The sequence below is a fragment of the Gammaproteobacteria bacterium genome (assembly GCA_033344735.1).
Taxonomy (GTDB): Bacteria; Pseudomonadota; Gammaproteobacteria; order UBA4575; family UBA4575; genus UBA1858.
Genome location: JAWPMW010000001.1, coordinates 1,625,143 through 1,650,816 on the forward strand (window position 1 = coordinate 1,625,143; position 25,674 = coordinate 1,650,816).

Below are 25,674 nucleotides of genomic sequence, written 5' to 3' on the forward strand. Positions count from 1 at the left end.
TTATTGGGCAGAAGACATGAAATTTTCAATCGCATCAGCTTCTTTAATCAAGGCTTGAGTTAACACCTCGTTACCATTGCGAGTTACGCGCACATCATCTTCTATTCGTATTCCAGTATCCCAGTATCGTTTTGGTACACCACGAGATTTAGCAGGGATATAGATGCCTGGTTCAACGGTTAACACCATGCCGGGCTCGAACAATCTCCATTGCTCCTCAATTTTATAATCACCAACATCATGTACATCTAAACCCAGCCAGTGACCAGTTCTATGCATATAGAAACGACGATACTCACCATCCTTAATTAGCTGTGCAGGACGGCCTTTTAATAATCCTAATTTCACCATACCTTTTGTTAGCACTCTTACTGCTGCTTCATGAGGATCATTCCAATGGTTGCCTGGCTGCACAGCCTCAATTGCAGCCAATTGCGCAGCAAGTACTAAATCATATAACTCTCGTTGTGGTTCACTAAATTCACCATTAACTGGAAATGTTCTAGTGATGTCACTGGCATAACCATGGTATTCGGCACCTGCATCTATTAATAATAAATCACCATCATTGAGTAAGTCTTTGTTATCTGTGTAATGTAAAATGCAACCATTCTCTCCGCCACCTACAATCGAAGGATATGCTGTATCACAACCTGCTTTTTTAAATTCATATAGTAATTCTGCCTCAACCTGATATTCATACAAGCCTGGTTGGCAAAATTGCATTGCCCGTCGATGTCCAGACACAGCTGCTTTAGCAGCTTTTTTCATATGGCCTATTTCAACACCTGATTTAAATAGGCGTAATTCATGTAATAAGTGCTCTAGTGCAATAAATTCGTGTGGTGTATGGGCTCCACCACGACCTTTCTCACGAATTCTATTGACCCAGCCAATCACGCGGTGATCAAAATCAGCATTAACACCCATGGTATAAAATACGCGCTCTCGTTGTTCTAAAATCCCTGGAAGAATTTCATCAATATCGCCAATTGGGAAAGCATCATCAGCTCCATATATATCTATAGCACCTTGTTGCCCAGCGCGACGTCCGTTCCATGTTTCCATTTTCATATCGCGTTCACGACAGAAAAGAATGAACTGCGCTTGTGGACGACCCGGGACTAATACAGCGACGGCTTCAGGCTCTATAAATCCAGTCAAATACATGAAATCACTATCTTGACGATAGTCAAATTCAACATCGCGATTACGAATCTTGACAGTAGAAGCAGGCACAATGGCAATTGCATCGTTACCTATCATGCGCATTAGATTTCTTCTGCGCTTGGCAAATTCTTTATACACTTACTGCAACTCCGTGGTCATTTTTATTGGCTGCAATTCTTCAGCCACAAGCAAAGCTGACATACGCACATATTCCAACAGTTCATTGTAAGATACCTCTTCATCTTCTTCTCCTGTGTCTGCTCCATGTAATTGTGAAATACGAGTTAGATCAAGCAAAATTTCAGAAGTGTCGTCTGGTAAGGTTGCTTGAGCTTGCAATCCGGCATTGGCTAATCCGAATAAGAAGCCATCGCACCATGAAGCCAGTGCAGTAACTCTAGTGGTTAAATCAATCGAATCACTATCAGGTAACAGCAATTCTAGCTGCAGCACAGGATCAGTCATCTGCGCACGTACCACTTCACATATATCAGCTAGCAAGTCATTCAATTCTTCGCTAGTAACAACATGGCTTAAGTCAGGCGCTAATGTACTAATACATGTGTCCAATGGATAAGAAATATCGAGCGCCACGGCACCACACAGGAATCCATGTAATTCTGATGCACGATCGCCAAAATCGAGCGATTGAAGTGCATTATTTAGCAGTTGATAAGCAGGTAATTGCATTTTCCGCAGTCTAACACCAATAAATGTAAATATTTATATCCTTAGGTGGGGAAATAACTCAGCTGTTTCAAGGAATTAGGCATAAATTTCAATTTGCCTTATTGACCGCTGACCCTGTAAAATCTACTATCTATCTACGCTAAATAATAATAAAAATACAATGAAGATTTCAGAAGAAGAATTCAAGAGACTCGAAATTAGAGTTAACGAGCTGATCGAAACCTGTGAACGACTAAAAGAAGAAAATCGTTTATTAAAAGCACAACAGCAATCGTATAGTAGTGAACGTGCAAAGTTACTCGATAAGCAAGAAGAAGCGCGTAGCCGCGTGGAATCTATGATTAATCGCTTAAAAGCATTAGAAACAAGCTAAATATAGTTAATGAGCTCAAATCCAATCACTGTACAGATTTTAGATAAAGAATATCGAATCGCATGCCCCGCGGGGGAAGAAGATGCGCTTCGGGAATCTGCTACTTTTTTGAACAAACGCATTATAGAAGTGCGTGAAAGTGGGAAAGTTATCGGACCTGATAGGATTACGGTTATGGCTGCATTAAATCTTGCTCATGAATTTCTATCTGAGCGTTCTGAACATGAACAAGTAACTTCCAACATTAATACTAGAGTACGCACTCTACATGAGCGGATAGATAACGCCATTCGTTCTTCTAATCAGTTGGAATTATAAGAAAACCCATCGTAAACTAACTGATAGCGCCTCTGCGATATGCGTGAGCTTGTCGTTAATTCCCTTGAGCCTATTTATACCCCCGGGATTGCTTGTTAAAAGGTCGTGTGCATACCTGCATTTGCGGGAAGCCTTAAATCTCTTACGGTGAACCCACTTGAACCGATTGGTTCAAGGTCAACGGCTACCACGGTACTCATGGAGCGCGCTTTTCCAACTCTTCTATTGATTCAACTCTCCTATAAATGATTATCCTTGTGCTAGGATAAATCTTTCTTAATTTAAACCAAAAAAAAGAGATTTTCTATGCAGTATTGGTTAATGAAATCCGAACCTAGTGAGTACGGAATTGATAATTTAAAAAAGGATAAAACTGAACACTGGGATGGAGTACGCAATTATCAGGCACGTAACATGATGCGAGATCAAATGAAAAAAGGTGATCTTGCTTTTATGTATCATTCTAATTGTGACGAAATTGGGATTGTAGGGATTATGACAATTCATCGCGAAGGCTATCCGGACCATACTGCTTTTGACAAAAAAGATAAGCACTACGACCCCAAAAGTGACCCAGAAAATCCTCGCTGGATCATGGTCGATGTAAAATACAAGCGTAAGTTGAAACGTACTATCAGCTTGCAAGAACTAAAAAATCATAAATCTTTACAAGATATGCAACTATTACGCAAAGGTAATCGACTCTCAATTATGCCCGTAACTAAAAAAGAGTGGGATTTTATTCTTTCTCTAGAATAAAAAAGATTTTTTACGCAAATACTTTAATTTTTATAAAAAATTTACAAAATCTTTGCGTTTAACACCGCAAACATACCTTTAATTGTTGTTATGTTAAAAAATAATGCAGTTTCCGTTGTTATTTTGAATAAAATTTTATGTTTTTCACTAAAAATGTTTTATAAAACAAAATATGTTTTTGTTTTTTGTTTAACAAAAAACAATGAGTGCTGACGAAAAGTTTAAAAAACAATATAAAAAAACTAGTAATTTTTAGTCTATTGTTTATACTCACGTCGTCAAAAAACGTTAACGTTAAAGTTTTGGAGGAAAAAGATGGCCGTCAAACGCAAAACTGCGAAACGCAAAACTGCTAAGCGCAAGGCACCTGCTAAACGCAAAGCTGTAAGAAAGACCGCTAAGCGTAAAACTGCTAAGCGTAAAACTGCTAAGCGTAAAACTGCTAAGCGTAAAACTGCTAAGCGTAAAACTGCTAAGCGTAAGACCGCTAAGCGTAAGACCGCTAAGCGTAAAACTGCTAAGCGTAAAACTGCTAAGCGTAAAACTGCTAAGCGTAAAACTGCTAAGCGTAAGACCGCTAAACGTAAAACAGCTAAGCGTAAAACTGCTAAGCGTAAGACAGTTAAGAAAAAGACTGCCAAGCGTAAGACAGCTAAGCGTAAAACTGCTAAGAAAAGACGTTAGGTTAAGTAGCTATGAATTAAAAGGGTCCTTTTTAGGACCCTTTTTTTGTGCTTTATTTCAAGAATAGACGATATATTGGATTATCTGTCTCATCATAGAAAGAATATCCAAGATCCACTAAGAATTGTTTAAAAGCCGTTACTTCGGATGATGGGACTTGTGCACCCACCAATACTCTCCCATAAGCCGCCCCATGATTTCGATAATGGAATAATGTGATATTCCATTGCGCACCCATAAAAGATAAAAATTTAAGTAGTGCTCCTGGTCTTTCAGGAAACTCAAAACGATAAATCAACTCGTTCCTAAGCTGAGGAGAGCGCCCACCCACCATGTGACGAACATGCAGTTTTGCCATTTCATTATCAGACAAATCATTAACTGAATAACCATGACCAGAGAGCATACTTATCAGTTTAGGCTTTTCATCTAACGCATCCTGAAATTTAATTCCCACAAATATATGCGCTTCATCATTATTAGCATAACGATAATTAAACTCGCTAATACTGTGACTACCTATCATTTTACAAAATTTCAGAAAACTGCCCTTCTTCTCAGGAATAGTGACCGCAAACAACCCTTCCCTACCTTCACCAAGCTCGGTACGCTCAGTAACATGACGCAAGCGATCAAAATTAATATTAGCGCCGCTATTGATAGCAATTAAGTTTAAATTTTTGCAGTTCTCTCGCTGAGTATATTTCTTGACTCCTGCTACTGCCAAGGCTCCTGCAGCCTCTGATACCACGCGCGTGTCATCAAAAATATCTTTAATTGCTGCACATATTTCATCAATTGACACAAGAATTACTTCATCAACATTCTCTTTAGCTAACTCAAAAGTATTCACACCAATCTGTTTAACCGCAACGCCATCAGCAAATATTCCTACTTGCGGCAAAACTACTCGCTTACCAGCTTGCATAGCGGAATACAGTGTAGAGGCATCTTCCGGCTCAACACCGATAACCTTAGTATTGGGTGAATGTTGTTTTATCCAAGCAGCAACACCGGCAATTAATCCACCTCCTCCAACCGGGATAAATACAGCATCAACCTCATCTTGGAATTGTTCTAGTAATTCTTTACCTATGGTTCCTTGCCCGGCAATCACCTCAATATCATCGTAGGGATGAATAAACACTCTCTTGGTTTGATCCGCTACCTTATACGCATAGCTACAAGCTTCATCATAATTATCGCCTGATAATATAACCTCAGCACCCATAGATTTAACAGAATCCACTTTAATTGCTGGTGTGGTTACTGGCATGATAATTTTCGCGTTAATATTTAATCGTTGCGAAGCAAGTGCAACGCCTTGAGCATGATTACCAGCCGAAGCCGCAATAATTCCAGCCGCTTTTTGGGTATCATCAAGATGACTAATTTTATTATAAGCACCGCGCAGCTTAAATGAGAAAATGCTTTGCTGATCTTCTCGTTTCAGCCAAATATTATTATCCAGCCTTTTCGATAGTGACTTTGCAAAATTCAATGCGGAGATTTCAGCCACATCATAGACAGATGCATTAGAGATCATCTCATTGACCTGAGTTACACTATATTCGGTGATATGATTAGACACCTTTGAATTTTTCACAATTTAATTAAACCTTTACAGTGCAGTATTAATAGTTACCCTTTCAACGAGCATACTTTATGGATATTAATGACAAAAAGAAATTAGCCGCTGAAGCCGCGATTGATTATATACAAATTGGCGACGTAATCGGTGTTGGTACCGGCTCAACTGCAAATTACTTTATCGATGCTTTAGCCAACATTAAAGGAAAAATTGATGGTGCTGTCGCTAGTTCTGAAGCCAGCACCGAACGTCTGAAGTCTCATGGTATCCGTGTCTTAGAGCTAAACGCTACTGGACAACTACCTATCTACGTTGATGGCGCAGATGAAGCAACACATCAACGTTCGTTAATTAAGGGCGGCGGTGGTGCCCATACTCGAGAGAAAATTGTTGCCAATGCTAGTACAAAGTTCGTCTGTATTGCTGATGACACAAAATTAGTCGATACCCTAGGTAAATTTCCGCTGCCTGTGGAAATTATTCCCATGGCGCGTAGTTCAGCCTCTCGAGAATTAGTCAAACTAGGTGGTACTCCTGAACTGCGTGAAGGTTTCACAACAGATAATGGAAATATCATTATTGATGTACACAATTTAGAAATCTTAGAGCCCATCAAAATGGAATTGAATATCAGCGCTATGGCAGGTGTAGTCACCGTTGGTATATTTGCTATTCGCCCCGCTGATATTATATTACTCGGCACAAATAATGGATTAAAAACTATTTAACACTATGGACACTTCATTTAGACAGCGACTACTTGCCAATGAGACATTAATTGGCACGCTGATAGCAACTCCCAGCAACGAAATTGTTGAGTTACTTGCCTCTTTAGAGTTTGATTGGCTTTTTATTGATGCTGAGCATGGGGCATTTGGGCCTGAAACAGTAATTTCATTACTACAAGCAGCAAATGATTGCCCTTGCTTAGTAAGAATTCCAGGACCCGATGAAGCTTGGATCAAAAAAGTTCTAGATGCAGGTGCTGCTGGAATTATTGTGCCGCAAATAAATTCACTAGAAGAAGCCCAAGACGTAGTGAATTACTCAAAGTATCCACCAATAGGCAAAAGAGGCGTTGGTTTGGGTCGTGCACATGGATACGGAAAAGACTTCTCTAGTTATCTAGAATATGCAAATCAGCAAACCGTTATTGTTTTACAGGCTGAAACCGAAGCTGTATTAAATTGTATACAAGATATATCTGCACTCGATGCTGTTGACGCGATCTTAATTGGCCCTTACGACCTTTCTGCTAGTTTAGGGTATATGGGTGATATATCTCATCCTGTAGTACAGAGCGCAATTGGGAGCGTTAAAGAAGCATGTTCTAGTCATAATACCCAATTAGGTATTTTTGGCGTGTGTGCAGACAATGTCATGCCTTATAAAGCCATGGGATTCACACTACTTACCGTAGGTGTAGACACACTGTTTGTGCAATCGGCTGCCACCGCCGAACTTCATGCGCTACGCAATGCTTAGGTACCAAATCTCAAATTTCAGTCTTAAGTGACTGGTACTGCTAAAACTACTTATTAACTTTTGAGTATTTAGTTCCTGCTAAAGATACATCGATCATTAGGCCTTTGTTGCCAAACACAAACGCAACGATTGGATCAGAAATATTGGTGGAATCAATCGAACCACCCGCACCAGCATCAGCGATTGCTATTGAACCATCAACACCAACTTCCCAGCCGGAACTATTTCGAAATTTACGCAATGCCTCATCATCCAAAAACACAATAATGATTGACTTTGTTTGTGCACCAAATTGGAATCCAAATGAAGCGCCTGTCGTTCGATAATAATTGATATTTTTATTTTTAATTCGTAAGGCACCTTCGCCAAATTCACCACCCACGAAAAAGCCTGCTTTGACAATATTTGGAAATACCAGAACACCTTTAGCATTTGCTAAAAACTCACGCCCTTCTTTTACACGCTCATTAAAAATTTCGATGGCAGCATCTACTCTAATATCAATTTCTTCTGCACTAGCAGCGTAAGAAGATGGAATCAGTATTGCACTAAGTAAAATATATATCAGAGTGCTAGCAATAATTTTTTTCATATCATGAATACCTTAATTATTTTATTTAAAGGTGATATCTATTCAAAAAGCCATAGCGATATTGTAATAACAAAATTAAAAACTAGGTATAAAAAAATGGGCTGCAATAGCAGCCCATTTTCAAACCTTATATTCTCAGAAAGATTAACGTTTTGAGAACTGCTCTTTCTTACGTGCTTTGCGCAGGCCAACTTTCTTACGCTCAACTTCTCGCGCGTCACGAGTGAGAAACCCGCCCTGCCTCAAAGAAGGACGTAATTCTTGATCGTATTTTAGCAATGCTCTTGCAATACCAAGCTGTATAGCACCCGCTTGGCCGTTCATTCCACCACCTTTGACTACTATATTTAAGTCAAATTTGCTGTCTAACTCTGTCGCCTGTAGTGGTTGACGGATAATTCTACGTGAAGTTTCACGACCAAAGTATTGCTCATCTGGTCGGGAATTAATCATGATTTCACCCTTACCAGGCTTTAGATAAACGCGTGCTGATGAGCTTTTCCTGCGGCCAGTGCCGTAGTATTGTGTAGTTGTTGCCATTATTATTTTTAACCTAGATTTCTAGCGGCTCGGGCTGTTGAGATTGATGAATATGATCTGGTCCAGCAAATACTTTTAATTTCTTGAACATCGCTCTACCTAATGGATTCTTAGGTAACATCCCCTTTACTGCAGTCTCAATCACACGTTCAGGGTGATTGTTTAACAGATCACTGAAATTTGTCTTTTTCATATTCCCAATATGCCCAGTATGATGGTAATACATCTTATCTTGGGCTTTATTGCCTGAAACCCGAACCTTATCTGCATTGACCACCACAATATAATCACCAGTATCGATATGAGGTGTATATTCTGGCTTATGTTTACCGCGCAATCTGCGCGCAATCTCAGTAGATAGACGACCTAGCGTCTTATCTGAGGCATCAATTAGGAACCACTGGCGGCTCACTTCTGCGGGTTTTGCACTAAACGTTTTCATTTTAAATTCAGGAATATATCAAAGGCGCGCAATAGTACTAGAGACAGCTGATCCAGACAAGCATCCTGCGACCATCTCTAATGTTGTATGCAAAAAAAACGCGGCCTAAGCAATTAGACCGCGTTAAACATACTACCAGGGGTAGATGGAGGAGTAAAAACAAATATACAATAATATTTGAATATGCGTATTTTCTAATATACTTAGCCAATTGTCAACTATATAGCACCACTTAAATTCTATATCTTCAATCTCTCAACTATTTCCCCATTTACTAGATGGTTATCTACAATCTCTTTTAGGTCATCAGTTGACTCATACCGATACCAGACATCATCAGGATAAACGACTGCCACCGGCCCTTCGTCACAACGATCTAAACACCCTGCGGTATTAATTCTCAGCTTACCTTGCCCAGTCAACCCAAGTTGTTTTGCATATGCCTTCACATCTTTGCGTATTTCTAGCGCACCATACTGCTGACAGCAAACACCATCTTCACGGAGATTTGTACAAATAAACAAATGACGTTTGTAATAGCTCATTAGAAGTTTCCAGAAATTTTTGTTTAAAGACTGTTACATGTAATACCGCTATTATAATTATTTAATCATACGCACCTAGAAGATTCTTTAACCATACATATGCCCCCTCCTATAAACCTGACAAAAATTGCTGACCAATGCGTGATGTGTGGCATGTGTTTACCTCACTGCCCAACTTATCAAGTCAGCCAACACGAAGCTGAATCACCCCGTGGACGTATTTCTTTGGTAAAGGCTTTTTCTGAAGGTGAGCTTTGCGCTAGTTCTGCTCTAGCAACGCACTTACAAAGCTGCACAGGATGCATGAAGTGCCAAGATATATGCCCTGCGAATGTGCCGTATCAAGACATCATTGATAATGGTAGACAACTTTATAAGGAAGAGTTGAGTTTTGCTTATAGATTTATACAGAAGTCTTCGATTGCTTTACTCACTCACCAGTGGGGACACAAATTACTTACTTCACTTAGCGTCATCGCAAAACATATTCATGCCATCAATAAGTTTTCCATCCTGTTGAGATTGATCACTAAATCTGACAGTACCAAAAATTCGAAAGCCGCTAAAAAATTCTTGACCATACTGCCTGGTTGTACGGGCTCTTTATTTGATCAACAAACGCTAGTCAGCATCATAAAACTATTAAATCAGCTAGATATACAGACTCACATTCCTGATAAAATTATGTGTTGTGGTGCTCTAGCTCAGCATAGTGGGAATCTACAACAAGCAGACAAACAGATACGTGTTATTAACCACTATATATCTACCAATAATATAAATGAGTTCATCTCTTTTGCTAGCGGTTGCGGGCGTCAATACAATCAAGTTATTACCAATAAACAGCTTGCACATAAAGATATTATTAGCTGGTTGGCTGACTCACATCAGTTCGGTACGGCAGACTTTGAATCGTGTCCTAAACGTGTGCTTGTACACAGACCTTGCACACAAGAAAACATTGAGCAAGAAAATGTCATTAAACTATTAGCGCTGATTCCTGATATAGAATTATTAGAATTTAATGACGGAATATCCTGTTGTGGCGCGGGTGGCATGCAGTTAATAACGCCTGAAGATAGCAACCGTGCATTACTTGACTCAAAAATTAACACTATCAGTACCATGCGTCCTAATGTCATTGTCTCATCAAATATTGGCTGCTCTTTGAGTTTGAAAATTGGTATACAGACAACAGGCTTGGACATTGAGGTTATCCATCCGGTAACATTATTAGCGCAGCAACTTAAGCAAAAATAATTACACATGAATATGCAAAATTTTTCTGATCGTCTAATAGCTGAGTTTGACCGTGGTTTGCGCACATTAACCAAATCATCCAGATCAGCTCAACGCGCAAACCCAGCTGAAACAATAGAAGAAAACGATCTATCAGAGAACGATGCGCAACTAAGCGGACGCTTAATGCGTGTAAATCATGCTGGCGAAATTGCTGCACAGGGCCTATATCATGGTCAGGCATTAACGGCAAAAGACAATATCACATTAACCCAAATGAAAGTGTCTGCCAAAGAAGAAGAAGACCATCTTGCTTGGTGCGAACAGCGTTTAAACGACTTACAAACTCCACGTAGTTTGATTAGTCCTTTGTGGTATATAGGCTCATATACGATAGGCGCAACAGCGGGATTATTTGGTGACCGCTGGAGTTTAGGCTTTGTTGCTGAAACTGAAGATCAGGTTGAAAAGCATCTAGATAATCACTTACAAAAACTGCCTAGCCAAGATAAGAAAAGCCGCGCAATCATTGAAAAAATGAAAGCTGATGAACAACAACACGGACAAGCAGCCAGAGATCTAGGTGGCCACCCTTTACCAGCACCGGTGCAAAAAACCATGCAGTTAGTTTCTAAAGTGATGACAACGGGTGCCTACTGGATTTAAGTATTAATTAGGACTGGTTTAAATTCATACCGTAGAATATCTCAGTCATTTCATTTCTGAGTTTAGTTTCAATTCTTTCCTGCTCATCATTTGAAATATTATCAAGCCCTTCATCAAACAAATAATTCTCCAGCTCGAACTGCCTTAACATCATCTTAGTGTGAAAAATATTTTCCGGGTACACATTGACATCAATCATTTGATATTGCTGACGAGTTTTATGCGACATATATTCTTGAATAGAATTTATTGCATGATCCTTATAAAATTTTTGACCATTCACATCTCGCGTAAAACCTCGAATACGATAATCCATAACCACTATATCTTCTTCGAAGCTATCAATAAGATAGTTCAAGGCCTTCAATGGAGAAATTTTTCCACAGGTTGAAATATCTAAATCCGCTCGAAAGGTACTTATCCCCCCATCTGGATGCGACTCGGGGTATGTGTGAGCAGTTAAGTGGCTCTTATCTAAATGCGCCACCACACTGGGAGCTTCTATAGATGAATTATCCTCATTTGTATCTTGTGTTGAATGAGCATTCTCTTCTGATATAAGCATGGTGACACTTGCACCACTTGGTTCATAATCTTGGGTCGCGACATTTAATATGGTCGCTCCAATAATATTGGCTACTTCTGTAAGCACATCTGTTAGTTTTTGAGCATTGTACGTCTCATCAATGTACTCAATGTATTCATCGCGCTGCTTTGCTGTTTTGGCATAGCAAATGTCATAGAAGTTAAAACTTAAAGTCTTAGTGAGGTTATTGAATCCATACAAAGTCAAATTTGAATCATTACCATCCATCTCAACTGTCACTTTTATTACTTACTGCCTCAACTCTGGATTGATATGTCTTGAATTTCATAGTCATAACTAATCTCAACACTCTGCTTTAACATCATAGACACTGAACAATACTTCTCTGATGTCAACTCTACGGCACGTTTAACTTGCTTATCTTGAAGACCAGCACCTTTAACAATATAGTGGACATGAATTTCAGTAAAAACAGCCGGAATTTCATCGCCTCGCTGGGCGGTAATTTCCACGATACAATCGTCGATAGCCACTCGAGATTTTTGCAGAATGCTAACAATATCAAAGGATGTACAACCACCAAGACCGAGCAAAATCATTTCCATAGGCCTAGGGCCCAGGTTACGACCGCCGTGCTCGGGAGAACCGTCCATGACCACAGAATGGCCGCTCGCAGCCTCTCCAACGAAGCTCATATGGTCTAACCATTTTATTCGTACATTCATTTGCTACCTTTCATTCTTCCTTAAATCGACACAGGGAACTTCCTATCCTAGACTTCATCAAAATAAACGAGAAGTTAGAGGTTCTTTGTGTCAAACCTACAAATTAAAATGCCTACAGTTGATCCCACAGTTGCACGCTTGCTAGAGAATTGCCATACCAAGCGATATGCTAATGCTAGCCGCATTATCCATGCTGGCGACCCTTCTACAACGCTTTATTATATAACTGGCGGTTCTGTCAGTGTAATGATTGAAGATGAGACCGGCCACGAAATGGTCTTGGCTTATTTAAATCAAGGCGACTTTTTTGGTGAGATGGGTTTATTCGAAGAAGATGAGCGTAGCGCACTTGTTGTTGCACGTGGTGAATGTGAAGTGGCCGAAATCAGCTACACCAAATTCCGCGAATTAGCTCACCAAGATCCAGATATCATGATGTTACTTGCCGGTCAGATGACGCGTCGTCTTCGTGCCACTAGTCGTAAAGTAATCAATCTCGCATTCCTAGATGTTGCAGGTCGCGTGGCCAGAACTTTACTAGATCTGGCACATCAGCCTGACGCAATGACACATCCTGATGGCATGCAAATCCGTATTACTCGTCAAGAGATTGCTAAAATTGTGGGTTGCTCTCGCGAAATGGCAGGTCGTGTATTAAAAGAACTTGAAGAACAAGGGCTAATTACTGCACACGGCAAGACAATCGTAGTATTCGGTACTCGATAATTAGATCTTGGCAATAGAGCTTACTAAATCTTACTAGTAAGCTCTATCAGCAAAAAATAATTCCTTAAGTTTTACCCCCGGATCCGGGGCACGCATAAACGCCTCTCCCACCAAGAACGAATTTATTCCATTATCTTGCATCATCTTGATGTCTTCTTGTGTATGAATTCCGCTTTCAGTCACAATCAAACAATCGTCTGGAATCATTTCTTTTAGACGCAGGCTTGTCTGCAGATCCACATCAAATGTATGTAGATTCCTATTGTTAATTCCTAACATCGTGGGATTAAGTGTTAAGGCAAGCTTAAGTTCATCCTCATTATGCACTTCAATCAGCACATCCATATTTTGCTCTTTAGCTAACTCATATAGAGAAGTTAGTTTTTCATCATCTAACGCCGCAACAATTAATAGAATGCAGTCAGCACCAAGCACACGTGACTCATAAATTTGGAAAGGATCAATAATAAAATCTTTGCGAATAGCGGGTAACGAACATGCCTTTCGCGCTAATTCTAAAACAGGCCCACCACCTTTAAAAAATTCATTATCAGTTAATACTGACATACAGGTCGCGCCACCAAACTGATAACTGCGCGCAATGGCCATGGGATCAAAATCTTCGCGAATAATGCCTTGGCTAGGTGACGCACGTTTAATCTCTGCAATCACACCTGCTTTATTAGCGCTGGCTGCTCCACGCAACATCATTTCAAACGGGCGCTTAGCATCCCCCTCTTTTGACCACTCTTTCATTTGATCAAATGTGACTCGTGTTTGCTTCTCAGCAATTTCTTTTACTTTATGCGAAAGTATTTTAGCGAGTATTTCCGGTTTATCTTCAACCATAGTTAAATTTCGATTTGATTTTTCTATATGTTATTTGTGAATTCTATTAATTGTGCCAGCGTCTGTTGCGCTGCTTTAGATGTTAATTGCTGCTTAGCTATTTTAACTCCCGCATTTAAAGAGTCGGCTTTACCTGCGACATAAATTGCAGCGCCTGCATTCAGACATACAATGTCAGCAGCAGCTCCTGACTCGCCATTTAATACCGATGCAATAATATTTGCACTATCTGACACACTAGTTACTTTGATAGCATCTAACACATTACGCTCTAAACCAAAATCTTCTGGTTTGACTTGATAGCTATTAATCTTTCCGTCTCGCAACTCACAAATGTTAGTCACACTGGAAATACTAATTTCATCTAGCCCATCTTCAGCATGAACCACTAATGCATGCTCTGTTCCTAACGATTGCAAGACATGAGCAAGCGGCTCTAACCATTGATCATCGAACACGCCTAACACTTGCCGCTGCGCATTAGCAGGATTGGTTAACGGCCCAAGCAAGTTAAACAATGTGCGCACACCCAATTCTTTACGCGGGCCAATGGCATGCTTCATACAACTATGGTGCATGGGTGCAAACATGAATCCTATCCCAACCTGTTCAACGCAAGTGGCTATCTGTTCTGGGGCTAGCTCTAACTTCACCCCTAGTTCTTCTAATACATCAGCGCTTCCTGATTTACTTGATACCGATCTATTCCCATGCTTGGCAATTTTAACGCCGGCACTTGCGGCCACTATTGATGACGCTGTTGAGATATTAAATGTTTTCTGACCATCACCCCCAGTACCACAGGTGTCTACTAATGGTTGCGCATCAACTTTCACCTTGCTAGAAAGATTGCGCATCACGCGTGCTGCTGCTGACAACTCATCAACACATTCTCCCTTCATACGCAATGCTATGATGAAGCCTGCTATCTGTGCAGAGGTCGCCTCTCCTTGCATGATGATGTTCATGGCAGATTCCATCTGCTCAGGACTGAGATCACGTTTCGCTAACACTTGTTCAAGTGCTTGTTGTATAGACATACTCATTAGTTTTGTTCTATAAAGTTTTGTAAAAGGTGATGACCAAAGTCAGTTAAAATTGATTCCGGATGAAATTGTACGCCCTCTATTGCAAGATCCTTATGTCGTACACCCATAATTTCATCAATGTCTCCATTATCTTTTTGCGTCCAGGCGGTAACCTCTAAACAATCCGGTAAAGATTGTTTCTCAATAACCAATGAATGATATCGGGTCGCAGTAAAAGGTAAGTCACAATCATTAAATACATGTTTATTAAGATGGTGCACTGGTGACGTTTTGCCATGCATAATGTCATTGGCTCTCACAATCTTGCCTCCAAATGCTTGACCTATAGTTTGATGACCCAAACACACACCAAGAATTGGAAATTTCCCTGCCAGCTTATCTACAATATCTAAAGATATACCTGCTTCGTTGGGTGTACATGGCCCAGGCGACAACACAATATAGTCTGGTTGTAACTGAGTGATTTCACGTATGCCAATATGGTCATTGCGCACCACTTTTACTTGTTGTTCGAGCTCCCCAAAGTATTGAACTAGGTTATAGGTAAAAGAATCATAGTTATCGATCATTAATATCATTATCTTGATCCTGCTTTTTCTGCAAGCGCCGCAGCACGTAGTACTGCTTTGGCTTTATTTAGCGTTTCAATCCATTCATTATCTGGCACCGAGTCATACACAATACCCGCGCCCGCTTGAACTGAGATAATGCCATCTTTAATCACTGCGGTTCTAATGGCAATGGCGGTATCCATGTCGCCATTCCAAGAAATATATCCTATAGCACCAGAATACACACCGCGTTTAATCGGCTCCAGCTCATCAATAATTTCCATGGCTCGAATCTTTGGTGCTCCCGAAACTGTCCCTGCCGGAAAAGTCGCGCGTAACACATCGATACATGATTGATCTGATGCTAATTTGCCTTTTACATTTGAAACAATATGCATAACATGTGAGTAGCGCTCTACTATCATTTTGTCTGTTAACTCAACCGTGCCAACTTCAGCGATACGACCTATGTCATTTCGCCCCAAATCAATTAGCATTAAATGTTCGGCTAACTCTTTTGGATCAGCTAACAATTCTCGTTCTAATTCATTGTCTGTTTGTTCATCATTTCCACGCGGTCGAGTACCTGCAATAGGACGTACAGTAACTTCTTCGCCTTCTTGTCGCACAAGGATTTCTGGTGATGAACCAACAATCTCAAAATCTCCCATATTTAAATAATACATATAGGGTGAAGGGTTCAATCGACGCAAATGGCGATACACATCAATGGCGCTGCCGTTAAATTCTGCATTCAGTCGTTGAGATAAGACAACTTGCATGACATCACCCGCAGCAATGTAGTGTTTTGCCTTAATGACCGCTTGCTTGAAACCTTTTTCACTAAAACCTGATACAAAATCTAATTCAGCCACTTCACCATCATGAACAGACAATGGTGAAGATGGCACATTGTTTTTCAACCCAAGTGCAAGTTCGTCGATGCGCATTTGTGCATTGACGAAACCTTGATCTTGCGCAATAGCAAGCACTACAATATAGGCAGACCCTTTTAAATTATCGAACACTAAAATTTCAGTTGACAGCATTAATACGATATCTGCTGTACCAAATTCATCAGGATTTAAGCACTTACCTAATTTGGGTTCCACATAACGAATTGTATCGTAGCCAAAGTAACCTACTAAGCCCCCCACAAATCGTGGCAAACCTTCTAGATCAGGGACTTTAAAACGATCTCGATATTGATCGATCCATCGCAAAGGATCGACTTGCTCGGTGCTTTCTACGCACTCTCCATTTTTAATAACTTCAATTTGCTCACCACGTACTCGTAAGCTTTCATCGCATTGCAAACCAATAATTGAATATCGCCCCCAACGCTCTCCACCTTGCACAGATTCAAATAAGAAACTGTTAGATGAATTTGCTAATTTTAAGTATGCACTCAAAGGGGTATCTAGATCGGCTGCAACCTCTCTAAAGACGGGGATATGAGTATAGCCTTGGTTGGCTAAATCAGAAAATTGTTGTTTGTTCATGGAAGTTTACTTTCATAGATAATAGTGTGGACACAGAATTCACTTAGCAATACAACGCCAATTGATATCAAATCGCCAACACTTACTACAAAATATAAACATTCATTAAACTCTTTTTGGGATAAGCCCAATAAAATTAAATAAGTTAAAATAAATTAGCAATCTCTTCCAAACTGTTCACACAGATTGGTTGATACTTTTCTATAGAAACGCCGCGATTATAGCCATAGGAGACGTAAATTGCACCCGTCCCAGCACAATTTGCGGTAGCAATATCGGTTTCTGAATCACCGATCATATAACCTTTGCAAGGATCACCAGACAATTGCCGTACTGCTTCTAATAACATGGCAGGGTCAGGCTTTTGCGTGGACATATCATCGCCACAGACTAGCGCTTGGAAAAAATCTGCCATTGCTAGCTTTTCTAATAATGGGGGTGTGAATTTTCTTGGTTTATTGGTGACACAAGCCAGGGGAATATTTTGCTTGGTGAAATGCTCAAGCACTTCAATACACCCAGGATACAAGGTCGTTTTTACTGCAATATTTTTCTCATAAGCAACGAAAAATAGCGACTTAGCATTTTCATACATCTCATTGCTGGGTTCCTCGTCCATTGCATGCGTCAAAGCACGTTCTATTAATTTAGCAGCTCCATTACCAATCCAAGTGCGCGCAAGCGTTTCATCGACAACTTCAAGTTCTAGCTGTTCTAACATTTCGTTCACACTGAAAGTAATATCAGGAACGCTATCGACCAAAGTCCCATCCAGATCGAAGCAAAGCCATTGCGGCAACGCAAGCGACATTCTTTGGACCTAAAGAATTAGCTAGCTTTATCTATTTCAGCACGCATAGCTGAAATAGTTTTTTGATAATCATCTGAGTTAAATATTGCAGAACCTGCAACGAATGTATCTGCGCCTGCTGCTTTTATTTTCCCAATGTTATCAATCTTAACCCCACCATCAATTTCTAAACGAATTGACAAGCCTGAATGATCAATTATTTTCCGTGCTGCTTTGAGCTTATCAAGACTCGACTCTATAAATGCTTGTCCACCAAATCCTGGGTTGACAGACATCAGTAACACCATATCAACTTTCTCAAGCACATAATCTAGATAGTGAAGTGGGGTCGCTGGATTAAATACCAAACCACTCATGCACCCCGAATCGCGTATCAATTGTAAACTCCTATCAATATGATCAGCAGCTTCAGGGTGAAAAGTAATAATGCTAGCACCAGCTTTTGCAAAGTCACTAATTAGCCGATCTACCGGAGAAACCATTAAATGCACGTCAATTGGCGCAGATACACCGTGTTTTCTTAGCGCTTCACACACCAACGGGCCAATCGTTAGATTAGGAACATAATGATTATCCATCACATCGAAATGGACTGTATCTGCACCAGCGGCAAGCACATTATCTACTTCCTCACCTAAACGTGCGAAGTCTGCTGAGAGTATTGAAGGGGCAATCCAGTTTTCCATGTCTATCTACCGCAAAAAATGGCTACTTTAACGTAGCCTAATCGTTTTTGCATGCGCTAAACCATAATTTCTATGAAACTGATATCTAATCTGCTCTATAATTTCTTGGAATAAAAACAAATCTAAACGCAAGTCTTATGAATATAGAACCTTATTACTTTTCCATCGCCATTAGCTTACATGTGCTTGCTGCAGTTGTTTGGGTTGGCGGAATGTTTTTTGCCTATATGGCACTTCGGCCAGTGGCTGCGAATCTATTAGAACCTGCCGTACGACTAGCTTTATGGTCCCGTACATTGACGAGATTTTTTATTTGGGTCTGGCTGGCAATTATTATTATTCCACTTACAGGTTACTGGATGATCTTCTCAGCCTTTAATGGATTTGCTGGTGTTGCCTGGTATATTCACGTGATGCAAGCTTTAGGTATTGTGATGATTTTGATTTTCTTGCATGTTTTCTTTGCTCCATTTATGCGTTTGCGCCGCGCAGTCAACGAAGAAAATTATCAAGAAGGAGGTAAAAACTTAGCTCAATTACGCAAGTTAATTGGATTAAATTTACTACTTGGATTGCTCACAGTTATTACTGCCATCGGCCTAGAACATGTGCCACTCTAACTAGCTAGATATACAGCAAAGCAGACAAAAAGGCCGCTTGAGTATTCAAGCAGCCTTTTTAAACTAAGTTTCTATTTTGCGATTATTGACACGCTAGACTTGAGTAATATGCTGCAAGATTAGCCATATCTTCATCACTTAAACCTGCAACCATCGGCGCCATTTGGGCATTTTTACGAGTCCCATCTTTAAATGCTTTTAACGATGCAATGAGATATTGCTCTTTTTGACCAGCAAGGTTAGGCCAAATTGGTGTAGGGCTGATTCCAGCTCCACCATGACATGCCGCACATACTGCCGACTTTGCTTTACCTGCTTCCACATCACCCGCATTTGCTGTTGTAGCAAATAATGCCACACTAGTGATTAACCCTAATAAAATTGATTTCTTCATTAAAAAACTCCTGTATTTGAAACTGATTCCAACTAATAAGCGCGGACATTGTACAATTATCAGCACAATAGACAAACAATCTAGCTAGATTGCATGACCTCAATCATATTTGTATCAATAAATTCACCAAACAATTACTCATTACCAAGTCCCAACTCAAGCTCTGCTACAATATCGTTGTCTTTAAACTGAATCGCTATATGTATGACCATTTTTCAGTCACTAGGTTTCTTGCGTATTTCATTATTAGCATTAGGTCTAATTAACGCTTTATTAAGCCCTAAACCTGGCACAGCAATTAGTCATACAGGGTTTGAAGTAATCCCTACATTAGTCGCACCCGCTTCAGCACCTATCATCATTATGGTGATCTTGTTCGATGCCTTAATGTCTAAAATTCGCGCAAGCGATTCCACTGGTGAAGAGAGTAAAAAATTCAAAACTATTATGTGGACGGAACTAGGAGTAGTCGCCTTTATGGTAATGGCCTGGTTACCTTACTACTTGGCAATCGGAAAATAATATAAATGCTAGGCTGGTTTTGGTCAGGGTGTATTGTCTTTTCATTTTTTGCTTGCTTGCTACAACTAGTATTTTTCAACAACGGCGAAATTTTTTCACAAACAATCGATGCAGTATTTGATACTGCAAAGTTAAGTGTCGAAATTGCCATCAGCTTAATCGGACTAATGGCAGTCTGGTTAGGTTTTTTTAGAATTGCTGAGCATGCAGGCTTAGCAAATTTTATTGCAAAATTACTGGCGCCATTATTTCGCAAACTTATGCCTGAAATTCCTGCTAATCATCCCAGCATTGCTTCTATGACAATGAACATGGGCGCCAATGCACTTGGCTTAGATAATGCTGCTACTCCATTAGGCATTAAAGCCATGAATGATTTACAAAACTTAAACAACAGCAAAAATACATTATCAGATTCACAAATTCTCTTTCTAGTGCTTAACACTTCGTCAGTCACAGTTTTACCAATAACGGTTTTTTTATTTCGTGCTCAACAAGGCGCATCACACCCTACAGAAGTATTTATCCCTATTCTCATTTCAACATTTGCCTCAACCATAGTTGGCTTGCTCAGCGTAGCTTACATACAGAAACTTCCTTTGCTCAATAAAACAGTACTAAGCTACTTATTCGCTTTTAGCGCCATACCAATTTTACTGGCAACATATTTCCTATCTCTACCCAAACAAGAAATGAGTATGCAAGCACAACTGTTTGCAAATTTTATATTATTCGCAACAATTAGCTTATTTTTAATTGCAGGATGGTCCAAAAAAGTTGCCGTTTATGACGCCTTCATTGACGGCGCAAAACAAGGTTTTGAAACCGCAATAAAGTTAATCCCATATTTAATTGCTATGCTACTTGCGATTGCTTTACTGCGTGCAAGCGGAATATTAACTGGATTCTTGGCTCTTATAAGCACTGCATTAAATGCATTACACATCGACACTGGATTTATTGAAGCATTGCCGACCGCAATAATGAAACCTTTTAGCGGCAGTGGTGCACGTGCAGCCATGCTGGAAGTGATGCAAACACAGGGGGTAGATTCATTCCCAGCCAAAGTGGCTGCTGTTATGCAGGGAAGCACTGAGACCACGTTTTATGTGTTAGCCGTTTATTGTGGCGCGGTTGGTATTACAAAAATACGTTATGCCATGACATGTAGCTTAATAGCAGATGTTGCCGGAATAACTACCGCAATTTTTATATCTTATGCATTTTTTGCCATTTGAATTAACTATTAGTTATTCAACACTATCACTTATATCCTTAAAACAAATGTCTTATTTAGAAAGAAACATATTTTTATTTACAAACGTACTATTTGCCTCCCATAAAGTTCGCCCTTAAGCAGATTTTCAAACGCTTGAGGCAGTTGTTCTAAACCCACTTCAGCAGTACATATTTTATCAAGCTTAACAGAAAGAAGTTCATTGCCTAATTTTTGCCATATTTGCTTTCGCACGTCTTGCGGGCATGCAGCCGAAGTTACACCCAACAATGAGATTCCACGCAATATAAATGGCATAGCTGAAGTATTAACATTAATACCACCCGCCATTCCAATACTGACTATATTTCCCCATGGCTTTACACTTTTAGTTAACCATGCAAGCGTATCGCCGCCTAAGTTGTCTATAGCCCCACCCCATAAACCCTTATGAAGGCTCGCATCATCTACATGCATAACATCATTACTTACAACTTTGCTCGCACCTAATGAATACAGATAATCATGTTGCTGTTGCTTACGTGTCATTGCCACGACTTCGTAACCTAATTGCGCTAAAAGCTCGACCGCAAAACTGCCAACTCCTCCACTTGCACCCGTCACTAACATAGGACCTTGATCAGGAGTTTGGTGATTATCCTGCAATCGTTGTATTGCCATTCCTGCCGTAAATCCTGCAGTACCTAATATCATAGATGATTTTGCATTTAAACCGGCTGGCATAGGCACAACCCATTCTGCGGGCACACGTGCATATTGACTATAACCACCGTCATGCACCTCACTCAACCCACTTCCATTGACCAATACTGATTGACCTGATGTGAATAGGTTATTTTCAGAGGAGACAACAATACCAGCTAAATCAATGCCGCCATTGAGAGGGGATTTACGTAAAATTTTTCCTTCGCCGCTACCAGCCAGTGCATCTTTATAATTAACACTGGAATATTCGACCTTAATAACAACATCACCATCAGATAAATCATCTAGTGTTAATGTTTCAATACCCGCACGTTCAAATTCTTTCCCAGCATATATGCGAAAAGCCTTAAACGATTCTTGCATATTTATTTTTCTCCCATCATTCTTTTGTAAACGAGTTGTGCATGTTTATTAGCGTCGGATACATTTTCTGCTAGCACATTAAAATGTCCCATCTTACGCCCAGGCTTTGCACCTTGTTTTCCATACAAATGTACTTTGACATTAACATCATCAAATAATGTGCTTGACGGGAAAATATTATCTTTCCACGCATCACCAAGAATATTTACCATAGCTACCGCACAATGATTTTGCGTGTCAGCTGGGGTCCATCCACATATCATCCTTACTTGTTGTTCAAATTGAGAAACATGACATGCGTCCATAGAATAATGCCCGCTATTGTGAACGCGTGGCGCAATTTCATTAACTAGCAATTGATTATCTTGGTCAACAAAAAATTCTACCGTCATAATACCAACATAATCAAGTTGCTCTGCAATACGTTGTGAAATTTCACATGCATAAGTTTGTAGTTGTGCAGAAATTCTTGCTGGCACACTACTTATATGTAGAATGCCATTTTTGTGTTCGTTTCTAGCAATCGGGAAAAAACACACTTCACCTTGTTGATTACGTCCAAGCACGACAGATATCTCTAACTGTAAATTAATGCGCTCTTCCAATATGCATGGCACTTCCTTAAAAGAAGTGAATACTTGAATTGCTTGCTGTACATCGGCAACCACTTCTTGCCCTTTACCATCATAACCAAACTCTGCAGTTTTAATAATGCATGGCCAATTCATGTGTGTTGAATTATTAAGGTCTGATGCTGCGTTTACCTGAATAAACTTGGAGGTAGGCACACCTAGATCATTAACAAAAGATTTTTCACGGATACGATTTTGCGCCACATACACCGCATCTGGGTTCGGGCTCACTCGACAATAATCTTGAAGATATTTCAGAGTGCCGGCAGGAATGTTTTCAAATTCTGTAGTCACTACCGAGCAACCCGCACCAAATTCGGCAAGCGCATCGTAATCATCGTACTCGGCTTGAATGTGTCGGCAGGCCACATCTCCAGCAGGACTATGTTGATTAGGATCAAACACCCAGACTTTATAACCCATTTGTGCAGCGGCTAAAGCAAACATTCTGCCCAACTGGCCGCCACCTAGCATGCCAAGAGTTGAATCAGGTTCAATCATGATAAAGACTATTTGGGAGGAAGAACTTTGGCAAGCACTTGTTCACGCTGATTATCACGAAACTTAGATAGTTTTTCTGCCAGTGTTGGATCACTGTTCGCCAATATGGCAACGGCAAACAATGCTGCATTTGCTGCTCCAGCTTCACCAATAGCAAACGTCGCCACGGGAACACCTTTAGGCATTTGTACAATTGAAAGTAAGGAGTCTTGACCTTGCATGTATTTGCTTTGTACTGGCACACCTAACACCGGCACTGTACTTATAGCTGCCGCCATTCCAGGCAAGTGAGCTGCTCCGCCGGCACCGGCAATAATGCACTCTAAACCACGCTCTTTTGCACTGCCCGCATACTCATAAAGATACTGGGGCGTTCTGTGCGCGGACACGACTTTACACTCGTGGTCAATTCCGAACTCTTGTAAAACATTGGCGGCATTTTCCATGACTTTCCAGTCACTATCGCTACCCATGATGATTCCAACTTTAGCCATTGATTATGCTGTCTCGTTGAGAAAAAACGCGCATTTTCCTCTTTTTGACCTGTGAACGCCAGTAAAATTAGCAGTAAAATACAAATCAGAAGTAGGCATTTGCCGCCTTTCACACTACAATTCGCGTCTTTTTTCGAGATAAATCATGCCTAAACCGGTCTTTGAAACCAAATTTACCTCTTTGCCACTATTACACAAAGGCAAAGTACGCGATATCTATGAAGTTGATGCCAATCATATGTTAGTCATCGCTACTGATAGAATTTCTGCGTTTGACGTGATTATGCCAGGACCCATCCCTAATAAGGGAGCACTACTCACAGAAGTATCTAATTTTTGGTTTCAGCGTTTTAGCGATTTAATTCCCAATCAAGTCAGCTCTATGACATTAAAAGATTTAAATCTCACTGACTCTGAAATCGAACAATCTGAAGGACGTTCAGTTATCGTCAAACGCTTAAAAGCATTACCTATAGAAGCAATTGTGAGAGGCTATCTAATAGGTTCAGGTTGGAAGGAGTATCAATCCAAACAATCAGTCTGTGGCATATCATTACCTGCCAATATACCGTTGGCTGGAAAATTACCTGAAACTTTATTCACACCTTCAACAAAAGCTGAAGCTGGTGAACACGATGAAAATATTTCATTTGAAGAAACAATTACTTTAGTGGGTGAAGACATTGCTAATCAAGTTCGCAATGTCAGTATCTTGCTTTACGAAAATGCAGCTAACTACGCACTCAGTAAGGGCATTGTTATTGCCGATACGAAATTTGAGTTTGGCCTTGATTCAAAGGGCAAACTCACGTTAATTGATGAAGTACTTACACCTGACTCTTCACGTTTTTGGCCAGCAGATGATTACACTCCAGGTCAAAACCCAAGCAGCTTCGACAAACAATACATTCGCGATTATCTAGAAACTTTAGATTGGGATAAAAAAGCTCCTGGCCCTGAATTGCCTGAAGAAATTATTAAAAACACACAAGCAAAGTATCAAGAAGCCGCTGACAAATTATTATCTAAATAGCCCCTGTGAATAAAATCGCTGTCTTTGCCGACGTTCAAAATATCTATTACACAACACGCGAGGCATATCAGCGTCAATTCAATTATCGAGCTCTGTGGCAAACCATTGCTAAACACGGGGAGATAGTCATTGCATATGCTTACGCCATTGATCGTAATGATGATAAACAAAGAAAATTTCAAAGCACACTTGAGAAAATTGGCTTCACAATAAAGCTAAAACCTTACATTCAACGAAGCGACGGCACTGCGAAAGGGGATTGGGATGTTGGCATTAGCATTGATGTCATGGACTGCGCTAAAGAAGTTGATACAGTGATTTTACTATCAGGTGACGGTGATTTTGATTTGTTACTCGAGCGTATTAAGACCAATTATGCTGTTAACACTGAAGTGTTTGGCGTGCCTTCTCTTACAGCTAACTCTTTGATAAATGCATGTAGTGTTTTTCACCCTATTGAAGATAGTCTTCTTTTGTAAGACACACCCCAAATGATCCCTGCACGCGTAGATACAACCCGGTACACTACGTGTCCTTTCTGGCATAGCTGATAAATGTTAGCCAGATTTTGAAACTTTGGGCCGTCGGATATTTCTCGGACTTATTCCCCTGATGAGACAAAGCGTTTCGCGC

33 protein-coding genes and 1 other RNA gene are annotated in these 25,674 nt (G+C 40.2%); 15 read left to right on the forward strand and 19 right to left on the reverse strand.

The genetic code is table 11. The features are described from left to right. A complete protein-coding gene (locus R8G33_08325) occupies positions 1-1,308 on the reverse strand; it encodes an aminopeptidase P N-terminal domain-containing protein (GenBank protein ID MDW3095664.1) in 1,308 nt (435 codons plus the stop codon). Beyond that, a complete protein-coding gene (locus tag R8G33_08330; GenBank protein MDW3095665.1) occupies positions 1,309-1,860 on the reverse strand; it encodes a UPF0149 family protein in 552 nt (183 codons plus the stop codon). Between the two features lie 160 nt (positions 1,861-2,020). Between R8G33_08330 and R8G33_08335 the strand changes: the two genes are divergently transcribed. The 5 genes from R8G33_08335 (at position 2,021) to R8G33_08355 (ending at position 3,994) form a co-directional block, all read left to right on the forward strand. Beyond that, positions 2,021-2,233, forward strand: a complete 213-nt coding sequence (locus tag R8G33_08335; protein ID MDW3095666.1) for a TIGR02449 family protein — start codon at positions 2,021-2,023, stop codon at positions 2,231-2,233. Between the two features lie 9 nt (positions 2,234-2,242). Beyond that, on the forward strand, positions 2,243-2,551 hold the full coding sequence (locus tag R8G33_08340; protein ID MDW3095667.1) for a cell division protein ZapA: 309 nt from the start codon (positions 2,243-2,245) through the stop codon (positions 2,549-2,551). Between the two features lie 26 nt (positions 2,552-2,577). Beyond that, a non-coding RNA gene (gene ssrS / locus R8G33_08345) (6S RNA) lies at positions 2,578-2,759 on the forward strand. A gap of 98 nt (positions 2,760-2,857) precedes the next feature. Continuing rightward, the gene (locus R8G33_08350; GenBank protein ID MDW3095668.1) at positions 2,858-3,310 is read left to right on the forward strand and encodes an EVE domain-containing protein; all 453 of its coding nucleotides are present in this window, start codon (positions 2,858-2,860) and stop codon (positions 3,308-3,310) included. 315 nt (positions 3,311-3,625) lie between these two features. Continuing rightward, the gene (locus R8G33_08355; GenBank protein ID MDW3095669.1) at positions 3,626-3,994 is read left to right on the forward strand and encodes a hypothetical protein; all 369 of its coding nucleotides are present in this window, start codon (positions 3,626-3,628) and stop codon (positions 3,992-3,994) included. A gap of 52 nt (positions 3,995-4,046) precedes the next feature. Here the strand turns inward: R8G33_08355 and ilvA are convergent, their stop codons facing one another. Then, entirely contained in the window at positions 4,047-5,540 is a 1,494-nt protein-coding gene (gene ilvA / locus R8G33_08360) for a threonine ammonia-lyase, biosynthetic (protein ID MDW3095670.1), read from the reverse strand. A 119-nt stretch (positions 5,541-5,659) separates the two neighbouring features. Between ilvA and rpiA the strand changes: the two genes are divergently transcribed. Both rpiA and R8G33_08370 read left to right on the forward strand, forming a co-directional pair. Then, the gene (gene rpiA / locus R8G33_08365; protein MDW3095671.1) at positions 5,660-6,313 is read left to right on the forward strand and encodes a ribose-5-phosphate isomerase RpiA; all 654 of its coding nucleotides are present in this window, start codon (positions 5,660-5,662) and stop codon (positions 6,311-6,313) included. 4 nt (positions 6,314-6,317) lie between these two features. Continuing rightward, complete coding sequence (locus R8G33_08370) at positions 6,318-7,070, forward strand: aldolase/citrate lyase family protein (protein MDW3095672.1); 753 nt, start codon at positions 6,318-6,320, stop codon at positions 7,068-7,070. Between the two features lie 46 nt (positions 7,071-7,116). Here the strand turns inward: R8G33_08370 and R8G33_08375 are convergent, their stop codons facing one another. The 4 genes from R8G33_08375 to R8G33_08390 all read right to left on the reverse strand — a co-directional run bounded on the left by R8G33_08375 (position 7,117) and on the right by R8G33_08390 (position 9,189). Beyond that, positions 7,117-7,662, reverse strand: a complete 546-nt coding sequence (locus R8G33_08375) for a lipid-binding SYLF domain-containing protein (protein MDW3095673.1) — start codon at positions 7,660-7,662, stop codon at positions 7,117-7,119. A 144-nt stretch (positions 7,663-7,806) separates the two neighbouring features. Further along, on the reverse strand, positions 7,807-8,202 hold the full coding sequence (gene rpsI, locus R8G33_08380; GenBank protein ID MDW3095674.1) for a 30S ribosomal protein S9: 396 nt from the start codon (positions 8,200-8,202) through the stop codon (positions 7,807-7,809). Positions 8,203-8,215: 13 nt separating this feature from the next. Continuing rightward, positions 8,216-8,644 carry a 50S ribosomal protein L13 gene (rplM, locus tag R8G33_08385; protein ID MDW3095675.1) on the reverse strand — a complete coding sequence of 143 codons (429 nt, stop codon included), beginning with the start codon at positions 8,642-8,644 and terminating at the stop codon, positions 8,216-8,218. A 239-nt stretch (positions 8,645-8,883) separates the two neighbouring features. Then, positions 8,884-9,189, reverse strand: a complete 306-nt coding sequence (locus tag R8G33_08390; GenBank protein ID MDW3095676.1) for a (2Fe-2S) ferredoxin domain-containing protein — start codon at positions 9,187-9,189, stop codon at positions 8,884-8,886. A gap of 99 nt (positions 9,190-9,288) precedes the next feature. On the opposite strand from R8G33_08390, the gene R8G33_08395 reads away from it, so the two are divergent. Both R8G33_08395 and coq7 read left to right on the forward strand, forming a co-directional pair. After that, a complete protein-coding gene (locus R8G33_08395; protein MDW3095677.1) occupies positions 9,289-10,449 on the forward strand; it encodes a (Fe-S)-binding protein in 1,161 nt (386 codons plus the stop codon). A gap of 6 nt (positions 10,450-10,455) precedes the next feature. Next, entirely contained in the window at positions 10,456-11,094 is a 639-nt protein-coding gene (gene coq7, locus R8G33_08400; protein ID MDW3095678.1) for a 2-polyprenyl-3-methyl-6-methoxy-1,4-benzoquinone monooxygenase, read from the forward strand. Positions 11,095-11,101: 7 nt separating this feature from the next. Here coq7 and speD read toward each other — a convergent pair whose 3' ends face one another. Then, complete coding sequence (gene speD, locus R8G33_08405; GenBank protein ID MDW3095679.1) at positions 11,102-11,908, reverse strand: adenosylmethionine decarboxylase; 807 nt, start codon at positions 11,906-11,908, stop codon at positions 11,102-11,104. 29 nt (positions 11,909-11,937) lie between these two features. After that, positions 11,938-12,366: an OsmC family protein gene (locus tag R8G33_08410; protein ID MDW3095680.1), complete on the reverse strand. Its 429-nt coding sequence runs from the start codon at positions 12,364-12,366 to the stop codon at positions 11,938-11,940. A 108-nt stretch (positions 12,367-12,474) separates the two neighbouring features. Between R8G33_08410 and crp the strand changes: the two genes are divergently transcribed. Then, the gene (gene crp, locus R8G33_08415; protein MDW3095681.1) at positions 12,475-13,092 is read left to right on the forward strand and encodes a cAMP-activated global transcriptional regulator CRP; all 618 of its coding nucleotides are present in this window, start codon (positions 12,475-12,477) and stop codon (positions 13,090-13,092) included. A 33-nt stretch (positions 13,093-13,125) separates the two neighbouring features. Here the strand turns inward: crp and trpC are convergent, their stop codons facing one another. The 6 genes from trpC to rpe form a co-directional block, all read right to left on the reverse strand. After that, positions 13,126-13,941 (reverse strand): indole-3-glycerol phosphate synthase TrpC, encoded by an 816-nt coding sequence (trpC, locus tag R8G33_08420; protein ID MDW3095682.1) that lies wholly within the window; start codon positions 13,939-13,941, stop codon positions 13,126-13,128. A 23-nt stretch (positions 13,942-13,964) separates the two neighbouring features. Next, positions 13,965-14,981 (reverse strand): anthranilate phosphoribosyltransferase, encoded by a 1,017-nt coding sequence (trpD, locus tag R8G33_08425; protein ID MDW3095683.1) that lies wholly within the window; start codon positions 14,979-14,981, stop codon positions 13,965-13,967. Between the two features lie 5 nt (positions 14,982-14,986). After that, entirely contained in the window at positions 14,987-15,568 is a 582-nt protein-coding gene (locus tag R8G33_08430; protein ID MDW3095684.1) for an aminodeoxychorismate/anthranilate synthase component II, read from the reverse strand. Next, positions 15,568-17,043, reverse strand: a complete 1,476-nt coding sequence (gene trpE, locus R8G33_08435; protein ID MDW3095685.1) for an anthranilate synthase component I — start codon at positions 17,041-17,043, stop codon at positions 15,568-15,570. Before trpE ends, R8G33_08430 begins: the two co-directional genes overlap by 1 nt. 145 nt (positions 17,044-17,188) lie before the next feature. Further along, a complete protein-coding gene (locus tag R8G33_08440) occupies positions 17,189-17,854 on the reverse strand; it encodes a phosphoglycolate phosphatase (protein MDW3095686.1) in 666 nt (221 codons plus the stop codon). A gap of 17 nt (positions 17,855-17,871) precedes the next feature. Then, entirely contained in the window at positions 17,872-18,540 is a 669-nt protein-coding gene (gene rpe / locus R8G33_08445) for a ribulose-phosphate 3-epimerase (GenBank protein ID MDW3095687.1), read from the reverse strand. A gap of 137 nt (positions 18,541-18,677) precedes the next feature. Here rpe and R8G33_08450 point away from each other — a divergent pair, with 137 nt between their 5' ends. Further along, on the forward strand, positions 18,678-19,160 hold the full coding sequence (locus tag R8G33_08450; GenBank protein ID MDW3095688.1) for a CopD family protein: 483 nt from the start codon (positions 18,678-18,680) through the stop codon (positions 19,158-19,160). An 82-nt stretch (positions 19,161-19,242) separates the two neighbouring features. Here the strand turns inward: R8G33_08450 and R8G33_08455 are convergent, their stop codons facing one another. After that, on the reverse strand, positions 19,243-19,554 hold the full coding sequence (locus tag R8G33_08455) for a cytochrome c (protein MDW3095689.1): 312 nt from the start codon (positions 19,552-19,554) through the stop codon (positions 19,243-19,245). 204 nt (positions 19,555-19,758) lie between these two features. Here R8G33_08455 and R8G33_08460 point away from each other — a divergent pair, with 204 nt between their 5' ends. Then, on the forward strand, positions 19,759-20,076 hold the full coding sequence (locus R8G33_08460; GenBank protein MDW3095690.1) for a hypothetical protein: 318 nt from the start codon (positions 19,759-19,761) through the stop codon (positions 20,074-20,076). Positions 20,077-20,081: 5 nt separating this feature from the next. Beyond that, entirely contained in the window at positions 20,082-21,314 is a 1,233-nt protein-coding gene (locus R8G33_08465) for a nucleoside recognition domain-containing protein (GenBank protein MDW3095691.1), read from the forward strand. Positions 21,315-21,391: 77 nt separating this feature from the next. On the opposite strand, the gene R8G33_08470 is transcribed toward R8G33_08465, so the two are convergent. Genes R8G33_08470 through purE form a run of 3 tightly spaced genes read right to left on the reverse strand, consistent with a single transcriptional unit; the run spans position 21,392 to position 24,008 of the window. Then, the gene (locus tag R8G33_08470) at positions 21,392-22,381 is read right to left on the reverse strand and encodes a YhdH/YhfP family quinone oxidoreductase (protein ID MDW3095692.1); all 990 of its coding nucleotides are present in this window, start codon (positions 22,379-22,381) and stop codon (positions 21,392-21,394) included. Between the two features lie 2 nt (positions 22,382-22,383). Beyond that, on the reverse strand, positions 22,384-23,514 hold the full coding sequence (locus R8G33_08475; GenBank protein MDW3095693.1) for a 5-(carboxyamino)imidazole ribonucleotide synthase: 1,131 nt from the start codon (positions 23,512-23,514) through the stop codon (positions 22,384-22,386). An 8-nt stretch (positions 23,515-23,522) separates the two neighbouring features. After that, positions 23,523-24,008: a 5-(carboxyamino)imidazole ribonucleotide mutase gene (gene purE / locus R8G33_08480; protein MDW3095694.1), complete on the reverse strand. Its 486-nt coding sequence runs from the start codon at positions 24,006-24,008 to the stop codon at positions 23,523-23,525. A 145-nt stretch (positions 24,009-24,153) separates the two neighbouring features. On the opposite strand from purE, the gene R8G33_08485 reads away from it, so the two are divergent. Continuing rightward, positions 24,154-25,041 (forward strand): phosphoribosylaminoimidazolesuccinocarboxamide synthase, encoded by an 888-nt coding sequence (locus R8G33_08485; protein ID MDW3095695.1) that lies wholly within the window; start codon positions 24,154-24,156, stop codon positions 25,039-25,041. A 5-nt stretch (positions 25,042-25,046) separates the two neighbouring features. After that, positions 25,047-25,520: an NYN domain-containing protein gene (locus R8G33_08490; protein ID MDW3095696.1), complete on the forward strand. Its 474-nt coding sequence runs from the start codon at positions 25,047-25,049 to the stop codon at positions 25,518-25,520. The last annotated feature ends 154 nt before the right edge of the window (positions 25,521-25,674 follow it).

Excerpts from the sequence above, each read along its gene's own strand:
- R8G33_08330 (MDW3095665.1), bottom strand. The coding sequence starts at position 1,860 with ATGCAATTACCTGCTTATCAACTGCTAAATAATGCACTTCAATCGCTC.
- R8G33_08335 (MDW3095666.1), top strand. The coding sequence starts at position 2,021 with ATGAAGATTTCAGAAGAAGAATTCAAGAGACTCGAAATTAGAGTTAAC.
- R8G33_08340 (MDW3095667.1), top strand. The coding sequence starts at position 2,243 with ATGAGCTCAAATCCAATCACTGTACAGATTTTAGATAAAGAATATCGA.
- R8G33_08350 (MDW3095668.1), top strand. The coding sequence starts at position 2,858 with ATGCAGTATTGGTTAATGAAATCCGAACCTAGTGAGTACGGAATTGAT.
- R8G33_08355 (MDW3095669.1), top strand. The coding sequence starts at position 3,626 with ATGGCCGTCAAACGCAAAACTGCGAAACGCAAAACTGCTAAGCGCAAG.
- ilvA (MDW3095670.1), bottom strand. The coding sequence starts at position 5,540 with ATGATCTCTAATGCATCTGTCTATGATGTGGCTGAAATCTCCGCATTG.
- rpiA (MDW3095671.1), top strand. The coding sequence starts at position 5,660 with ATGGATATTAATGACAAAAAGAAATTAGCCGCTGAAGCCGCGATTGAT.
- R8G33_08370 (MDW3095672.1), top strand. The coding sequence starts at position 6,318 with ATGGACACTTCATTTAGACAGCGACTACTTGCCAATGAGACATTAATT.
- R8G33_08375 (MDW3095673.1), bottom strand. The coding sequence starts at position 7,662 with ATGAAAAAAATTATTGCTAGCACTCTGATATATATTTTACTTAGTGCA.
- rpsI (MDW3095674.1), bottom strand. The coding sequence starts at position 8,202 with ATGGCAACAACTACACAATACTACGGCACTGGCCGCAGGAAAAGCTCA.
- rplM (MDW3095675.1), bottom strand. The coding sequence starts at position 8,644 with ATGAAAACGTTTAGTGCAAAACCCGCAGAAGTGAGCCGCCAGTGGTTC.
- R8G33_08390 (MDW3095676.1), bottom strand. The coding sequence starts at position 9,189 with ATGAGCTATTACAAACGTCATTTGTTTATTTGTACAAATCTCCGTGAA.
- R8G33_08395 (MDW3095677.1), top strand. The coding sequence starts at position 9,289 with ATGCCCCCTCCTATAAACCTGACAAAAATTGCTGACCAATGCGTGATG.
- coq7 (MDW3095678.1), top strand. The coding sequence starts at position 10,456 with ATGAATATGCAAAATTTTTCTGATCGTCTAATAGCTGAGTTTGACCGT.
- speD (MDW3095679.1), bottom strand. The coding sequence starts at position 11,908 with ATGGATGGTAATGATTCAAATTTGACTTTGTATGGATTCAATAACCTC.
- R8G33_08410 (MDW3095680.1), bottom strand. The coding sequence starts at position 12,366 with ATGAATGTACGAATAAAATGGTTAGACCATATGAGCTTCGTTGGAGAG.
- crp (MDW3095681.1), top strand. The coding sequence starts at position 12,475 with ATGCCTACAGTTGATCCCACAGTTGCACGCTTGCTAGAGAATTGCCAT.
- trpC (MDW3095682.1), bottom strand. The coding sequence starts at position 13,941 with ATGGTTGAAGATAAACCGGAAATACTCGCTAAAATACTTTCGCATAAA.
- trpD (MDW3095683.1), bottom strand. The coding sequence starts at position 14,981 with ATGTCTATACAACAAGCACTTGAACAAGTGTTAGCGAAACGTGATCTC.
- R8G33_08430 (MDW3095684.1), bottom strand. The coding sequence starts at position 15,568 with ATGATATTAATGATCGATAACTATGATTCTTTTACCTATAACCTAGTT.
- trpE (MDW3095685.1), bottom strand. The coding sequence starts at position 17,043 with ATGAACAAACAACAATTTTCTGATTTAGCCAACCAAGGCTATACTCAT.
- R8G33_08440 (MDW3095686.1), bottom strand. The coding sequence starts at position 17,854 with ATGTCGCTTGCGTTGCCGCAATGGCTTTGCTTCGATCTGGATGGGACT.
- rpe (MDW3095687.1), bottom strand. The coding sequence starts at position 18,540 with ATGGAAAACTGGATTGCCCCTTCAATACTCTCAGCAGACTTCGCACGT.
- R8G33_08450 (MDW3095688.1), top strand. The coding sequence starts at position 18,678 with ATGAATATAGAACCTTATTACTTTTCCATCGCCATTAGCTTACATGTG.
- R8G33_08455 (MDW3095689.1), bottom strand. The coding sequence starts at position 19,554 with ATGAAGAAATCAATTTTATTAGGGTTAATCACTAGTGTGGCATTATTT.
- R8G33_08460 (MDW3095690.1), top strand. The coding sequence starts at position 19,759 with ATGACCATTTTTCAGTCACTAGGTTTCTTGCGTATTTCATTATTAGCA.
- R8G33_08465 (MDW3095691.1), top strand. The coding sequence starts at position 20,082 with ATGCTAGGCTGGTTTTGGTCAGGGTGTATTGTCTTTTCATTTTTTGCT.
- R8G33_08470 (MDW3095692.1), bottom strand. The coding sequence starts at position 22,381 with ATGCAAGAATCGTTTAAGGCTTTTCGCATATATGCTGGGAAAGAATTT.
- R8G33_08475 (MDW3095693.1), bottom strand. The coding sequence starts at position 23,514 with ATGATTGAACCTGATTCAACTCTTGGCATGCTAGGTGGCGGCCAGTTG.
- purE (MDW3095694.1), bottom strand. The coding sequence starts at position 24,008 with ATGGCTAAAGTTGGAATCATCATGGGTAGCGATAGTGACTGGAAAGTC.
- R8G33_08485 (MDW3095695.1), top strand. The coding sequence starts at position 24,154 with ATGCCTAAACCGGTCTTTGAAACCAAATTTACCTCTTTGCCACTATTA.